Origin of the sequence: Ruixingdingia sedimenti (assembly GCF_031432425.1) — a bacterium.
In the GTDB taxonomy this organism is placed as follows: domain Bacteria; phylum Pseudomonadota; class Alphaproteobacteria; order Rhodobacterales; family Rhodobacteraceae; genus Ruixingdingia; species Ruixingdingia sedimenti.
This window is the reverse complement of the sequence record NZ_JAVKPH010000006.1, coordinates 104,511-118,378: the sequence shown is the minus strand read 5'-3', so window position 1 is coordinate 118,378 and position 13,868 is coordinate 104,511. Positions and strand designations below refer to the sequence as shown.

At 68.7% G+C, this 13,868-nt stretch carries 12 protein-coding genes; 9 read left to right on the top strand and 3 right to left on the bottom strand.

All coding sequences use genetic code 11. From position 1 onward, the window contains the following. Positions 1–378: 378 nt before the first annotated feature. Together ubiB and ubiE are read right to left on the bottom strand one after the other, a co-directional pair. The gene (gene ubiB / locus RGD00_RS07640; RefSeq protein WP_310456717.1) at positions 379–1,908 is read right to left on the bottom strand and encodes a 2-polyprenylphenol 6-hydroxylase; all 1,530 of its coding nucleotides are present in this window, start codon (positions 1,906–1,908) and stop codon (positions 379–381) included. Between the two features lies 1 nt (position 1,909). After that, on the bottom strand, positions 1,910–2,671 hold the full coding sequence (gene ubiE / locus RGD00_RS07635) for a bifunctional demethylmenaquinone methyltransferase/2-methoxy-6-polyprenyl-1,4-benzoquinol methylase UbiE (protein WP_310456716.1): 762 nt from the start codon (positions 2,669–2,671) through the stop codon (positions 1,910–1,912). Between the two features lie 119 nt (positions 2,672–2,790). On the opposite strand from ubiE, the gene mutM reads away from it, so the two are divergent. From mutM to gyrB, 9 genes are all read left to right on the top strand, one after another. After that, positions 2,791–3,657: a bifunctional DNA-formamidopyrimidine glycosylase/DNA-(apurinic or apyrimidinic site) lyase gene (gene mutM / locus RGD00_RS07630; protein WP_310456715.1), complete on the top strand. Its 867-nt coding sequence runs from the start codon at positions 2,791–2,793 to the stop codon at positions 3,655–3,657. Positions 3,658–3,716: 59 nt separating this feature from the next. Next, positions 3,717–4,493, top strand: a complete 777-nt coding sequence (locus RGD00_RS07625; protein ID WP_310456714.1) for an enoyl-CoA hydratase — start codon at positions 3,717–3,719, stop codon at positions 4,491–4,493. A 309-nt stretch (positions 4,494–4,802) separates the two neighbouring features. Further along, positions 4,803–5,072 carry a 30S ribosomal protein S20 gene (gene rpsT, locus RGD00_RS07620; protein ID WP_310456713.1) on the top strand — a complete coding sequence of 90 codons (270 nt, stop codon included), beginning with the start codon at positions 4,803–4,805 and terminating at the stop codon, positions 5,070–5,072. A 517-nt stretch (positions 5,073–5,589) separates the two neighbouring features. After that, the gene (gene dnaA, locus RGD00_RS07615; protein WP_310456712.1) at positions 5,590–6,960 is read left to right on the top strand and encodes a chromosomal replication initiator protein DnaA; all 1,371 of its coding nucleotides are present in this window, start codon (positions 5,590–5,592) and stop codon (positions 6,958–6,960) included. A 111-nt stretch (positions 6,961–7,071) separates the two neighbouring features. Continuing rightward, entirely contained in the window at positions 7,072–8,190 is a 1,119-nt protein-coding gene (dnaN, locus tag RGD00_RS07610; RefSeq protein ID WP_310456711.1) for a DNA polymerase III subunit beta, read from the top strand. 70 nt (positions 8,191–8,260) lie between these two features. Then, on the top strand, positions 8,261–9,352 hold the full coding sequence (recF, locus tag RGD00_RS07605) for a DNA replication/repair protein RecF (RefSeq protein WP_310456710.1): 1,092 nt from the start codon (positions 8,261–8,263) through the stop codon (positions 9,350–9,352). Next, the gene (locus RGD00_RS07600; RefSeq protein ID WP_310456709.1) at positions 9,349–9,786 is read left to right on the top strand and encodes a VOC family protein; all 438 of its coding nucleotides are present in this window, start codon (positions 9,349–9,351) and stop codon (positions 9,784–9,786) included. The genes recF and RGD00_RS07600 overlap by 4 nt, the downstream gene beginning before the upstream one ends. Next, a complete protein-coding gene (locus tag RGD00_RS07595) occupies positions 9,783–10,403 on the top strand; it encodes a LysE family translocator (RefSeq protein ID WP_310456708.1) in 621 nt (206 codons plus the stop codon). Before RGD00_RS07600 ends, RGD00_RS07595 begins: the two co-directional genes overlap by 4 nt. 91 nt (positions 10,404–10,494) lie before the next feature. After that, on the top strand, positions 10,495–12,945 hold the full coding sequence (gyrB, locus tag RGD00_RS07590) for a DNA topoisomerase (ATP-hydrolyzing) subunit B (RefSeq protein ID WP_310456707.1): 2,451 nt from the start codon (positions 10,495–10,497) through the stop codon (positions 12,943–12,945). A gap of 315 nt (positions 12,946–13,260) precedes the next feature. Here gyrB and RGD00_RS07585 read toward each other — a convergent pair whose 3' ends face one another. Then, positions 13,261–13,866, bottom strand: coding sequence for an aminotransferase class IV (locus RGD00_RS07585; protein ID WP_310456706.1), 606 nt, complete (start codon positions 13,864–13,866; stop codon positions 13,261–13,263). Positions 13,867–13,868: the final 2 nt, after the last annotated feature.

The following is a 13,868-nucleotide window of genomic DNA, read 5'->3' as shown; positions in this document are numbered from 1 at the left end:
ATTTTTCCTGTGGCCGGGATAGCATCGGCCCCTTCGCGCGGCAATGACGGATGCCGGGGTGAACCCCGGCCTGCGGGCGCAGCGCCCCTTGCCCCGCATCCGGGCCGGTGGAAAGGGCCGTGGCCTCCGGCGGGAGTATTTTGCGGCAAGATGAAGTGGCGGGCCATTCCCCCGCCAGCCGCCCGCCCGGCGGTTCTGTCGGCGGCCTCCGGCGGGAGTATTTGGAAAAAGGTGAAGCCCGCCGCCCTTTCGGGGAAGGGGCGGGCCTGTTCACTTTCTGTCCCTAAATATCCCCGCCGGAGGCCGCCGACCCTTCCACCCGCACCGCCGCCGGGGGTGGGCGCTGTGCCCGCGGGCCGGGGTTCACCCCGGCCTCGGCTACAGCATCTCGGCCGCCCAGACCGCCACCGCCGTCAGCCCCGCACCCGCCAGCATCCACAGCGCGGGATGGCCGCGGCGGCGGCGGGGGGGCGGGGGGGGCGGGGCGGACTGGCGGATCAGTTGCGCCTCGACCAGCGCGGGCAGGCGGGGGCCGAAGCGCGACAGCACGCGCAGGGTGCGCATCAGGTCGCGCCCCATCGCGCGGGGGCCGAGATTGTCCTTGATATAGCCCTCGACCACCGGGCGGGCGACCTGCCAGATGTTGATATGGGGGTCGAGCGACCGCGCCACGCCCTCGACCACCACCATCGTGCGTTGCAGCAGGATCAGTTCCGTCCGCGTCTGCATGCCGAAGCGTTCCGTCACCTCGAACAGGTAATGCAGCAGGCGGGCCATCGAGATGCGGCTTGCGTCCATGCCGAAGATCGGCTCGCCCACCACGCGCAGGGCGCGGGCGAATTCGTCGATGTCGCGGTCGGCGGGCACGTATCCGGCCTCGAAATGCACCTCGGCCACGCGGCGGTAGTCGCGCCGGATGAAGCCCATCAGGATTTCCGCATAGACCCGGCGGGTATATTCGTCGAGCCGCCCCATGATCCCGAAATCATAGGCGATGATGTCGCCGGCCGGCGTCACCTTGAGGTTGCCCTGGTGCATGTCGGCGTGGAAATAGCCGTCGCGCAGCGCGTGTTTCAGGAAGAGTTGCAACACCCGCGCCGCCAGCGCCCGCCGATCGTGCCCCGCCGCGTCGATCGCGGCATTGTCCGACAGCGCCGAGCCTTCTGCCCAGCCGAGCGTCATCACCTGCCGCCCCGACAGATACCAGTAGGGCCGGGGCACGACAAAGCCCTCGTCCTTTTCGGTATTGGCGGCGAATTCGGCCGCCGCGGCGCTTTCCAGCCGCAGGTCCAGTTCGCCCGCCACCACGCCCTCGAAATGCGCGATCACGTCCTTGGGCCGCAGGCGGCGGGCCGAGGGCGCCAGCGCCTCGATCACCCAGGCGGCCAGATAGAAGGCGTCGATGTCGCGGCGGAAGGCGCGCTCGATGTCGGGCCGCAGCACCTTGACGGCCACGTCCTCGCCCGTGTCCAGCAGCCGCGCGCGGTGCACCTGCGCGATGGAGGCCGCGGCGACGGGTTCGGAAAAATCCGAAAACAGCGTGTCGACCGGCAGGCCCAGTTCGGCCTCGATCACCCTTTTGGCGGTGCCGGTCGGAAAGGGGGGCAGCTTGTCCTGCAGGTATTGCAGTTGCAGCGCCATTTCCTCGCCCACGATGTCGGGGCGGGTCGAAAGCGTCTGGCCCAGCTTGATATAGGCGGGGCCGAGCGCGGTCAGCGCCCGTGTCGCGGGCGGCAGCGCGGGGTCGCCCGCCTCGCCCAGCCATTTGAACGGCCAGCCCAGCACCCGCGCCGCCAGCCGGATGCGCGGCGGGGCCTCCATCGCCTCCAGCACCGCGCCGATGGCGCCGGTGCGTTCCAGCGTGGCCAGCGTGCGGATCAGCCGCAGGATGTTGTGCGGTCCGCGCATGTCAGAGCTTCCAGCCCGAATGCAGCGCCGCGATCCCGAGGCTGAGATTGCGGTATTTCACCAGCCCGAAGCCCGCGGTACGGATCATCGCGGCGAAGGTTTCCTGATCGGGGAACTTGCGGATCGATTCCACCAGATACTGGTAGCTGTCGCGGTCGCCCGCCACCACCTGCCCCATCGCCGGGATCACGTTGAAGCTGTAGCGGTCATAGGCCCATTGCAGCATGTCGTTGGGGATCTGGCTGAATTCCAGCACCATCAGCCGCCCGCCGGGGCGCAGCACGCGGTATGCCTCTGCCAGCGCGTCGGGGATGCGGGTGACGTTGCGGATGCCGAAACTGATCGTATAGACGTCGAAGCTGTTGTCGGCAAAGGGCAGCGCCATCGCATCGCCCACCACCCAGTCCAGCCTTTCGGCCATCGCCCCGGCATCGGCCCGCGCCCGGCCCTCGACCAGCATGGATTCGGTCATGTCGCAGACCACCGCCGACGCCCCCGGCGCGCGGCGCAGGAAGCGGAAGGCGATGTCGCCCGTACCCCCCGCCACGTCCAGCAGCCGCTGGCCCGGCCGCGGGGCCAGCCAGTCCATCATCGCGTCCTTCCAAAGCCGATGGATGCCCACCGACATCAGGTCGTTCATCACGTCATAGCGGTTCGCGACGCGGGTGAAGACGCCGTGGACCATGCCGGCCTTGTCGCCCTCGGCCACCGTCTGGAAGCCGAAATGGGTGGTCTTCGGGTCGTGTTCGGGCGTGTCGGTCATGGGGCTCTCGGCTCTGCGGGCGGGGGTTGCGTCTCGCGCGCGCACCCCGGGTTTGTTATAGGGTGCCGCGCCGGGGTTACAATCCACCTCGGCCCCAACCTAGCATGGCGGAGGCCGGATTGCCCGAATTGCCGGAAGTCGAGACAGTTCGCCGCGGGCTGGAACCCGTAATGACGGGCCGGGTGATCGCGCGCGCCGAGGTGCGCCGCCCCGACCTGCGCTGGCCCCTGCCCGACCGGATGGCCGAACGGCTGACCGGCGCGCGGGTGGCCGGGCTGCGGCGGCGGTCCAAATATATCCTTGCGGACCTGTCGACGGGCGAAACGCTGCTGATCCATCTGGGCATGTCGGGGCGGATGCTGATCGCGCCCCCGGGCGCGGCGCCGGGCATGGCGGGGGATTTCCACCATCCGCAGGCCGCCCCCGGAAAGCACGACCATGTGGTGCTGGACATGGAGGGCGGCGCGCGCGTCACCTTCAACGACGCGCGCCGCTTCGGGATGATGGACCTCGTGCCGACGGCGGCGGCGGAGGCGCATCCCCTGCTGGCGGGCCTCGGCCCCGAGCCCTTCGGCAACGATTTCAACGAACCCTGGCTGGCCGCGCGGTTCAGGGGCAGGCGCGCGCCGGTCAAGGCCGCGCTGCTGGACCAGCGGCTCGTCGCGGGGCTCGGCAACATCTATGTCTGCGAGGCGCTGTTCCGCGCCGGCATCAGCCCCACCCGGCAGGCCGGGCGCATCGCCCCCGACCGCATCGCCCGGCTGGCGGGCATCATCCGCGAGGTGCTGTCGGACGCCATCGCGGCGGGCGGGTCGTCCTTGCGCGACTACCGGCAGGCGGACGGGGAACTGGGCTATTTCCAGCACGATTTCCGCGTCTACGGCCGCGAGGGCGAACCCTGCCGCAGCCCCGGCTGCACCGGCACGATCCGCCGCATCGTGCAATCGGGGCGGTCCACCTACTTCTGCCCCCAGTGCCAGAGATGACTTGATCCGCGGGCCGGGCCTGCTAGGACTCGGGCCCAGTCCAGAAGGGGGATGCGCCGATGGCTTATGAAACGCTGCTTGTCGAGGTCGAGGATGATGTCGCCGTCGTCCGGCTCAACCGGCCCGAGGCGCTGAACGCGCTGAACCAGAAGCTGATGCGCGAACTGGCCGAGGCGCTGGCGGCGCTGGACGCCGACCCGGCGGTGCGCTGCGTCGTGCTGACGGGATCCGACAAGGTTTTCGCGGCGGGCGCGGACATCCGCGAGATGTCGCAGAAAAGCTTCGTCGAGATGTTCACCGAGGATTTCTTCACCCCCGAATCCGACGCCATCACCCGCGTGCGCAAGCCGGTAATCGCGGCGGTGGCGGGCTATGCCCTTGGCGGCGGGTGCGAACTGGCGATGATGTGCGATTTCATCATCGCCGCCGACAATGCGAAATTCGGCCAGCCGGAAATCAACCTCGGCGTGGTCGCCGGGATCGGCGGCACGCAGCGGCTGACGCGGCTGGTGGGCAAGTCCAAGGCGATGGACATGCACCTGACCGGCCGTTTCATGGATGCGGCAGAGGCGGAACGCGCGGGCCTCGTCAGCCGCGTGGTGCCCGCGAAAAACCTGATGGAAGAGGCCCGCGCCGCCGCCCGCAAGATCGCCGAGAAATCGGCGCTGACCACGATGGTGGTGAAGGAATCGGTGAACCGCAGCTACGAGACCACGCTGCGCGAGGGCCTGCTGTTCGAACGCCGCGCCTTCCACGCGCTTTTCGCCACCGAGGACCAGAAGGAAGGCATGGCCGCCTTCGTGGAAAAACGCACGCCGCAGTTCCGCGACCGCTGAGCCCCCGCCCGGCGTGGTGCGGGCGGACGGGACAGGGCCGGGGGCCAGCCCCCGGACCCCCGGAGTATTTTTGAAAAGATGAAGCAGCATGCATTCTTCCCCATGAAGGCGTCCTGCATCTTCAGGCTGGCCCCCGGCCCTGCGCCATCCGCCGGCGCTGCCCCCCCTTTCCTTTGTCTCCGTGATGGTATAAGCGACCGCCCTACATGCGCGTGGGCCCGCTTAAGGCAGGAATCATCCCGGTCATCCGTTTCCGGGGCCTTGGGTCTTTTGTGCAACCGAAACAACTGACCCGGAAAGACCCAGACCATGGCCAACACGATCCAGTCCAAGAAACGCGCCCGCCAGTCCGAGGCGCGCTATGCCGTCAACAAGGCGCGCCGTTCGCGCATCCGCACCTACCTGCGCAAGGTCGAAGAGGCGATCGCCTCGGGCAATGCCGAAGTCGCCGCCACCGCGCTGCGCAATGCGCAACCCGAACTCGACCGCGGCGTGACCAAGGGCGTGCTGCACAAGAACACCGTCGCGCGCAAGATGTCGCGCCTGGCCGCCCGGGTGAAGGCGCTGTCGAACGCCTGATCCGGCCCCGCCGGACGATCCGATCCGAGGGCGCCCCGCAGGGGGCGCCTTTTTTCGTTCGCGGCCCGATTTCCGCGCAACCGGCCGCCCCCCGACACGGGTTCGTGACCTTTTTACACAGCCCGCCGGATTCGGCCCGGGCGGAACCGAGTCAAGGATGAAGATCGGTTGCACCCGATTTGCCGGAGTTGGTAGCTTCACGCCAGCGATTCACATCGTCCTTGGGGGGACATGCGCCGCAGCAGGGGGGAAAGGGCCGTACACGCCCCGAATTCCTTTGCAGTCAAGTAGTTGTAAAGACAGGGCCTCTTGCCCTGTCGGGTTTGATTCGGCATCCGGCCGTTGCCCGGGCGCCGGGCGGGCTTTGTCGTTCCCCCGAACCGTTCGGCACCGCCGGCCCTGGCCGGTGCGGGTTTCCCATGCGGGGAACCCGGTGGTTCCTGCGGGGTTGCGGATCGCGGGGAAGTTGCCGGCCCTTCCGGCAACACGGAGCCAAGATGAGGCCGGGTCGGATAAAATGACGCAGAAAACCTGGGGCAGCGTGCGCGAACAGCTGATCAAGCGCGTGGGGCAGAACAACTACACGACCTGGATCGCGCCGCTGCAACTGCGCGAACTCAACAACGGTGTCGCCCATTTCACCGTTCCCAACACCTTCTTCGGCGACTGGGTGTCGCGCCATTTCGGCGACCACATCTGCCAGCACCTGACCGCCGCCGGCGCCGATGTCAGCCGGCTGGAGTTTTCCGTCAGCCGCACGCCGGCGGGCCCCGACACCGCCGCCCCCGCCCCGCAGCCCGCCGCCCGCCCCGTCCTCGCCGGGCGCGGATCGGCGGAGGATGCCGACCTGCCGGGCGCGCCGCTCGATTCGCGTTTCACCTTCGACAGTTTCGTGGTCGGCAAGCCGAACGAGCTTGCCCATGCCGCCGCCCGCCGCGTGGCCGAGGGCGGGCCCGTCACCTTCAATCCGCTGTTCCTTTACGGCGGCGTCGGGCTCGGCAAGACGCACCTGATGCATGCCATCGCGCATGAGCTGATCGCCGGCCGGCCCGACCTGCGGGTGCTGTACCTGTCGGCCGAACAGTTCATGTACCGCTTCATCCAGGCGTTGCGCGACAAGCAGATCATGGGGTTCAAGGAACTGTTCCGGTCGGTCGACGTGCTGATGGTCGATGACGTGCAGTTCATCGCCGGCAAGGAAAGCACGCAGGAGGAATTCTTCCACACCTTCAACGCGCTGGTCGACCAGAACAAGCAGATCGTCATTTCCGCCGACCGCGCGCCGGGCGAAATCAAGGGGTTGGAGGAGCGTATCCGGTCGCGCCTGCAATGCGGACTGGTGGTGGATCTGCATCCCACGGATTACGAACTGCGCCTCGGCATCCTGCAACAGAAGGCGGAACATTACCGCGGTCAGTACCGCGGGTTGCAGATCGCGCCGGGGGTGCTGGAATTCCTCGCGCATCGCATTTCCACCAACGTGCGGGTTCTGGAAGGCGCGCTGACGCGGCTTTTCGCCTTCGCCAGCCTTGTCGGGCGGGAAATCTCGCTGGAACTGGCGCAGGACTGCCTGGCCGACATCCTGCGCGCCTCGGACCGCAAGATTTCGGTCGAGGACATCCAGCGCAAGGTGGCCGAACATTACAACGTGCGGCTGGCCGACCTGATCGGGCCCAAGCGCGTGCGCACCATCGCCCGGCCGCGGCAGGTGGCGATGTATCTGTCCAAACACCTGACCACGCGGTCGCTGCCCGACATCGGGCGCCGCTTCGGCGGGCGCGACCACACCACCATCATGCATGGCGTGCGCAAGGTCGAGGAACTGATGGCGACGGATTCGCAGCTGGCGGACGACCTTCAGATGCTGCGCCGGCAACTGGAAGGCTGAACCAGCCTTTTGCGCCGGCAGGGACGCGGCAAAACCCCTTGCGGCGCGGGATAATTCGGATACCTTCGGCCTCCCGCGCGGGGGCGGCTCGGAGTACGGAAGGGAAATGGCATGAGGTTCAGCATCGAGCGCGGCACGCTTCTGAAGGCCGTGGCCCAGGCCCAGTCTGTCGTCGAACGCCGCAACACCATTCCGATCCTCGCCAACGTGCTGATCGAGGCAGAGGGCAACGGCGTCAGCTTCCGCGCCACCGATCTGGATATCGAGGTGGTGGACCGCACGGTGGCGCAGGTGGAACGCGCGGGCGCGACCACGGTGTCGGCGGTGATGCTGCATGAAATCGTGCGCAAGCTGCCCGATGGCGCGCTGGTCGTGCTGTCGGACGATGCCGCGCAGGGCCGGCTGCTGATCGAGGCGGGGCGGTCCAACTTCAACCTCGCCACGCTGCCGCGCGAGGATTTCCCGGTCATGGCCTCGTCCGAATACAGCACCAATTTCGCCTGCCCGGCGCCGGTGCTGCGGCGGCTGTTCGACAAGGCGAAATTCGCGATTTCGACCGAAGAGACACGCTATTACCTGAACGGCGTCTACATGCATGTGGCGCAGGGCGAGGGCGGGCCGGTGCTGCGCTGTGTGGCGACCGACGGCCACCGGCTGGCGCGCATCGACGCCGCGCTGCCCGAGGGGGCCGAGGGCATGGCCGGCGTGATCGTGCCGCGCAAGACGGTGGGCGAATTGCGCAAGCTGCTGGATGACGACGAGGCGCAGATCGCCGTGTCGGTTTCCGAAACCAAGGTGCGCTTCGCCACGCCGGCGATCACGCTGACATCGAAGGTCATCGACGGCACCTTCCCCGACTATACCCGCGTGATCCCGATGGGCAACGCCCGGCGGCTGGAGGTCGACGCGCAGGAATTCGCCCGCGCCGTGGACCGGGTGGCGACGGTGTCGTCGGAACGGTCGCGCGCGGTGAAGATGAGCCTCGACGAGGACCGGCTGGTGCTGTCGGTCAACGCGCCCAATTCCGGCGCGGCGGAAGAGGAACTGGCCGTGGCCTATGGCGACGAGCCGCTGGAGATCGGTTTCAACGCCAAGTACCTGCTGGAAATCGCGGGGCAGGTGGACCGGGAAAATGCCGTGTTCCTGTTCAACTCCTCGGGCGATCCCACGCTGATGCGCGAGGGCAACGATACCTCGGCGGTCTATGTCGTGATGCCGATGCGCGTGTGAGGCGCGGCGCGCCGGGGGGCCAGCCCCCCGGACCCCCCGGGATATTTAGAGACAGAAAGTGGAGAGGGGCGTGAGTGGGCCGGTGATCCTGTCCCTTGCGCTGTCGCATTTCCGCAGTTGGCGCGGGCTGCGGCTGGCCTTGGACGGGCGGCCCGTGGCCATCTGGGGCGCGAACGGGGCGGGCAAGACGAATATCCTTGAGGCGGTGTCGCTGCTGTCGCCGGGCCGGGGGCTGCGGCGGGCGGGGCCCGAAGCGATCGCGCGGCGGCCGGAGACTTTGGGCTGGAAAGTGTCCGCGCTGCTCGATGGGCATGAGGTCGAGACCCGGGCCGAACCGGGCCAGCCGCGGCAGGTGCGCATCGACGGCAAGGCCGCGCCGCAGGCGGCGCTCGGCCGGCTGTTGCGGGTGCTGTGGCTGACCCCGGCGATGGACCGGCTGTGGACCGAAGGGGCCGAGGAACGGCGGCGGTTTCTGGACCGGATCGCGCTGAGTTTCTTTCCCGACCATGCCGAGGATGCGCTGGCCTATGAAAAGGCGATGCGCGAACGCAACCGGCTGCTGCGCGACGGGGTGCGCGATGCGGCCTGGTTCGACGCGCTGGAGGCGCGGATGGCCATGGCGGGCGCGCGGATCGTGGCGCATCGGCAGGCGGCGCTGGACCGGATCATGGCGGCGCAGCGGGGCGCGGCCACCGCCTTTCCCGCCGCCGATCTGACGGTGGAAATGGCCGAGGACGCCGGCGGGGGCGAAGATCTGGCCGCGGCGCTGGCCGCATCGCGGCGGCGCGACATGGCGGCGGGGCGTACGCTGGTGGGGCCGCACCGGGCGGATCTGGCCGCCCTCTGGGCCGAAAAGGGTATGGCGGCGGCCCTGTGTTCGACCGGGGAACAGAAGGCATTGCTGATCAGCCTGATCCTCGCCAATGCCCGGGCGCTGGCGGCGGATACCGGCACCGCGCCCGCCCTGCTGCTGGACGAGGTTGCGGCGCATCTGGACCCGGGCCGGCGCGCGGCGCTATACGACGAGATCTGCGCCATGCGCGCGCAAGCCTTCATGACCGGCACCGAACCCGCCCTGTTCACCCCGCTGGCGGGCCGGGCGCAGGGGTTCGAGGTTTCCGGGGGCGAGGGCGGATCGGTGATGCAGGAGGCATGGCGATGACCCCGCAACGGGTAAGCCTGATCACGCTCGGCGTGGCCGATCTGGCGGCGGCGCGGGCGTTCTATGCGCGGCTCGGCTGGGTGGAACATGGCGAAAGCCAGCCCGGCGCGGCGTTCTACCAGATGCAGGGCGCCGTGCTGGCGCTGTTCGGGCGCGACGATCTGGCCGCCGATCAGGGCCGTGCGGGGGCGGCGCTTGGCACCGGCGCGGTGACGCTGGCGCAGAACTTCGGTTCGGAGGCAGAGGTGGACGCCGCCTTTGCCGCCGCGCTGGCGGCGGGCGCCACGGCGCTGAAAGCCCCGGAAAAGGTGTTCTGGGGCGGGTATTCCGGCTATTGGGCGGACCCCGACGGCCATGTGTGGGAGGTTGCGATGAACCCGTTCTGGCCCTTGGCCGCCGATGGCAGCCTGACCCTGCCCGGGGCGCAAAAGTGACCGTCACCGCACAGCAACTGTTGCTTTACGCGCTCGGCATGGCCGGGCTGTGGGCGGTGCCGGGGCCGGTCTGGGTGGCGCTGACGGCGCGGGCGCTGTCGGGGGGCATGCGCGGGGCATGGCCGCTGGCGGTGGGAGTGGCGCTTGGCGATCTGCTCTGGCCGCTCTGTGCGATCCTGGGGCTGGCCTGGGTGCTGTCGGTCTATGGCGACCTTCTGTCGTTGCTGCGCTGGATCGCGGCGGCGGTGTTCATCGTCATGGGGATCCTCTTGATCCGCAAGCCCGCCGCGCCCCCCGGCACCGACAGCCGCCTGACGCGGCCCGGGGTCTGGGCGGGGTTTTCCGTGGGCGTCGCGGCGGTGATCGGCAACCCCAAGGCGATATTGTTCTACATGGGCTTCCTGCCCGGCTTCTTCGACCTGACCCGCGTCACCCTGCCCGACATCGCCGCGATCCTTGCCATTTCCGCCATCGTGCCAATGCTGGGGAACCTCGGGCTCGCGCTGTTTCTGGACCGCGCGCGGCGGTTGCTGCAAAGCCCGGCGGCGGTGCGGCGGCTGAATATCGGGTCGGGCGTCCTGCTGATCCTCGTCGGGGTGGTCATCCCCTTCACGTGAACGCATCCCATAGGGCCGAAATCATGTGCGAGGGGTGACATTCCCCGCCCCCGGGGCTATAACCTGCGGGCAATTTCAAGGATAGGCAGGCATGGCCGAAGCAGCGCGGAAAGCCGACGAATACGGCGCCGGATCCATCAAGGTTCTCAAGGGGTTGGAGGCGGTCCGCAAACGCCCCGGCATGTATATCGGCGATACCGACGATGGCAGCGGCCTGCACCACATGATCACCGAGGTCGTGGACAACGGCATCGACGAGGCGCTGGCCGGCCACGCCACGGCGGTCCATGTCAAGATCCATGCCGATTCCAGCGTGTCCGTGCGCGACAACGGCCGCGGCATCCCGATCGACATCCACCCCGAAGAGGGCGTTTCGGCGGCAGAGGTCATCATGACCCAGCTGCACGCGGGCGGCAAATTCGACAACACCGCCGAAGGGGGCAACGCCTACAAGGTTTCCGGCGGGTTGCACGGGGTCGGCGTCTCGGTCGTCAACGCGTTGTCGGAATGGCTGGAACTGACCGTCTGGCGCAACGACACCGAATACCGCGCCCGGTTCGAACATGGCGAATGCGTGACCCATGTCCACCCCGCCGGCCCCGCGCCGGGGCAACGGGGAACAGAGGTGCGCTTTCTCGCCTCGGCCAAGACGAACAGGCCGGACGGGACGTTTTCCAACCTCGACTACAGCTTCAAGACGCTGGAAACCCGGCTGCGGGAACTGGCCTTCCTCAATTCCGGCGTGCGCATCGTGCTGGAGGACGAACGCCCGGCCGAACCCCTGCGCACGGAACTGTTCTACGAGGGCGGGGTCAAGGAATTCGTCAAATACCTCGACCGTTCCAAGCATCCGGTGATGCCCGAACCGATCTACATCATGGGCGACCGCAACGGGATCGGCGTCGAGATCGCCATGTGGTGGAACGACAGCTACCATGAAACCGTGCTGCCCTTCACCAACAACATCCCGCAGCGCGACGGCGGCACCCACCTTGCCGGCTTTCGCGGCGCGCTGACGCGGACGATCAACGCCTATGCGCAGTCCTCGGGCATCGCCAAGCGGGAAAAGATCGACTTCACCGGCGACGATGCGCGCGAGGGGCTGACCTGCGTGCTGTCGGTCAAGGTGCCGGATCCCAAATTCTCCAGCCAGACCAAGGACAAGCTGGTGTCGTCCGAGGTGCGCCCGGCGGTCGAGAACCTGGTCAACGAAAAGCTGGCCGAATGGTTCGAGGAAAACCCCGGCCCCGCCAAGATCATCGTCGGCAAGATCATCGAGGCGGCGCTGGCCCGCGAGGCCGCGCGGAAGGCGCGCGAGTTGACGCGGCGCAAGTCGCCGCTGGACATCGCCAGCCTGCCCGGCAAGCTGGCCGATTGCCAGGAACGCGACCCGGCGAAATCCGAACTGTTCCTGGTCGAGGGCGATTCGGCCGGCGGGTCCGCGAAACAGGGGCGAAGCAGGTCCAACCAGGCGGTGCTGCCGCTGCGGGGCAAGATCCTGAACGTCGAACGCGCGCGGTTCGACCGCATGCTGTCCAGCCAGGAAATCGGCACGCTGATCACCGCGCTCGGCACCGGGATCGGGCGGGACGAATTCGACATCGGCAAGCTGCGCTACCACAAGGTCGTCATCATGACCGACGCCGACGTGGACGGCGCGCATATCCGCACGCTGCTGCTGACCTTCTTCTTCCGCCAGATGCCGGGCCTGATCGAGGGGGGGTACCTCTACATCGCGCAACCGCCGCTCTACAAGGTCGCGCGCGGCAAGTCCGAGGTCTACCTGAAGGATCAGGCGGCGCTGGAGGATTACCTGATCCAGATGGGGGTCGAGGGCGCGGTGCTGCGTCTTGGTTCCGGCGAAGACATCAGCGGCGCCGACCTTGCCCGCGTGGTCGAAGAGGCCCGCGTGGTGCGCCGCATCCTGCAAGCCTTCCCGACGCATTATCCGCAGCACATCCTCGAACAGGCCGCCATCGCCGGCGCGCTGGTGCCGGGGCGGGTGGATGCCGATGCGCAGGGCGTGGCGAACACCGTCGCCGCGCGGCTGGACCTGATCGCAGAGGAATACGAACGCGGCTGGCGCGGCCTGCCGACGCAGGACCACGGGCTGCGGTTCTCGCGCCTGCTGCGGGGGGTCGAGGAATCGCGGGTGCTGGACGGGCCGGTGCTGCGCTCGGGCGAATCGCGGCGGCTGGCCAGCCATACGCAGGGCTTGCAGGACGTGTACGACAAACCCGCACGCCTGCTGCGCAAGGACCGCGACCAGCCGATCCACGGGCCGCTGGATCTGCTTCAGGCGATTCTGGCCGAGGGCGAAAAGGGCCTGTCGCTGCAACGCTACAAGGGTCTGGGCGAGATGAACCCGGAACAGCTGTGGGAAACCACGCTGGACCCCGAGGCGCGGACGCTGTTGCAGGTGCGCATCGACGATCTGGCAGAGGCCGACGACATCTTCACCAAGCTGATGGGCGACGAGGTCGAACCGCGGCGCGAGTTCATCCAGCAGAACGCGCTGAGCGTGGAGAACCTGGACTTCTGAGGGCGGGCAGGATCGGGCACCCCCCCTGTGGCTGGTGAAGGCGCGTGCCTTCGCCACATCCTGCCATTGCCGCTGCCCCGGCCGGGGGCCCGAAGCCCCCGGTGAGCCGCCCGCCCCGCCCATGGCGGGCGCTTCTCGCCCGCCGGGGCAGGCGCTGGCCTATCCGGGTTTCCTGGCATCACCCTTTTCGGCGTTACCGCCGCGCGAACGGGCGGGGGAAACGCAATGCGTTTCCTGATCCCGCCCGGCCAGACGGTGTGAATGCCGATCCGGCCGGGAAGCCGCACCAGGGATCGCAAGCCCCGGCTTGCCCCCCTACATCGCCCCCGCGAAATCCGCCGCGATCAGCCCGCGCAGCGAATTGCCGCACCAGAGCCGCGCGCGGGCCAGATCCGCGCAGGGCAGCGGCTCTTCGCGGCAGGCGCCGGTGGCCAGCAGTTCCGCGCGCAGGCAGCCGGGCAGGCAGCCGTCGGCCAGCGGCGGGGTGCGCATCCCCTGCCCCAGATCGAAGAAGAGGTTGGTGATCGTGCCCTCGCCCATCCGCCCGTCGCGGTTGGCGAACACCACCTCGTCCACCCCCGCGGGCAGCGCGGCGCGCCAGCGGTCGTAGATCGCGCGGTCGGTGGTCTTGTGGCGCAGGCGGGGGTCGGCGGCGTCCAGCGGCTCGGGCGCCAGCGCGATGCGCCAGCGGTCGGCCGGGGGCGCAAGGGCGGCCTGCGTCAGTTCCGCCGCCCCGTCGCGGGCCAGCGTCAGCCGCAACCGGCGGGGTTCGGGCCCCGCGACCGTGGCCAGCGCATGGGCGACCGCCGCCGGATCGTGGCGGAACCCGAGCGCGGCGGCGCTGGCCCGCAGCCGCGCCAGATGCAGATCGCGCCGGATGATGGTGCGGCCATCCCACCGCATGGTCTCTATCAACTGCATGC

Excerpts from the sequence above, each read along its gene's own strand:
- RGD00_RS07585 (WP_310456706.1), bottom strand. The coding sequence starts at position 13,866 with ATGCAGTTGATAGAGACCATGCGGTGGGATGGCCGCACCATCATCCGG.
- ubiE (WP_310456716.1), bottom strand. The coding sequence starts at position 2,671 with ATGACCGACACGCCCGAACACGACCCGAAGACCACCCATTTCGGCTTC.
- ubiB (WP_310456717.1), bottom strand. The coding sequence starts at position 1,908 with ATGCGCGGACCGCACAACATCCTGCGGCTGATCCGCACGCTGGCCACG.
- gyrB (WP_310456707.1), top strand. The coding sequence starts at position 10,495 with ATGGCCGAAGCAGCGCGGAAAGCCGACGAATACGGCGCCGGATCCATC.
- dnaN (WP_310456711.1), top strand. The coding sequence starts at position 7,072 with ATGAGGTTCAGCATCGAGCGCGGCACGCTTCTGAAGGCCGTGGCCCAG.
- RGD00_RS07625 (WP_310456714.1), top strand. The coding sequence starts at position 3,717 with ATGGCTTATGAAACGCTGCTTGTCGAGGTCGAGGATGATGTCGCCGTC.
- dnaA (WP_310456712.1), top strand. The coding sequence starts at position 5,590 with ATGACGCAGAAAACCTGGGGCAGCGTGCGCGAACAGCTGATCAAGCGC.
- RGD00_RS07600 (WP_310456709.1), top strand. The coding sequence starts at position 9,349 with ATGACCCCGCAACGGGTAAGCCTGATCACGCTCGGCGTGGCCGATCTG.
- rpsT (WP_310456713.1), top strand. The coding sequence starts at position 4,803 with ATGGCCAACACGATCCAGTCCAAGAAACGCGCCCGCCAGTCCGAGGCG.